This window comes from Streptomyces sp. CA2R106, assembly GCF_037034245.1.
In the GTDB taxonomy this organism is placed as follows: domain Bacteria; phylum Actinomycetota; class Actinomycetes; order Streptomycetales; family Streptomycetaceae; genus Actinacidiphila.
This window is the reverse complement of the sequence record NZ_JBAGKC010000218.1, coordinates 1-271: the sequence shown is the minus strand read 5'-3', so window position 1 is coordinate 271 and position 271 is coordinate 1. Positions and strand designations below refer to the sequence as shown.

At 69.7% G+C, this 271-nt stretch carries 1 pseudogene; it reads right to left on the bottom strand.

The annotated features are described in order from the left end of the window. A pseudogene (locus WA788_RS35820) lies at positions 1-271 on the bottom strand (IS5/IS1182 family transposase); the annotation flags it as partial.

The following is a 271-nucleotide window of genomic DNA, read 5'->3' as shown; positions in this document are numbered from 1 at the left end:
GGACCCACAGCTGCCGCAGGAGCTCCACCTCTGGCAGTGTCCGAAGAGCTGAGGGAGCGTCATCGGTCCAGATCATCTCCAGCAGCCGCGTGCCGTCCGAGCCGATCCGGCGCCCCACCTCCGCCCGCTTGGCCTGGGCCTTGGGGAAGCGGGAGTCTTCGATCCGGGTCGCATAGTGCGTGAACCAGTCCGGCAGGGCGTGCGTGCTGAGCCAGTCCGGTTCGACGCGCGCCACCGCGTTCAGTGCCGCCCGCAGACTCTCGCCGACCAG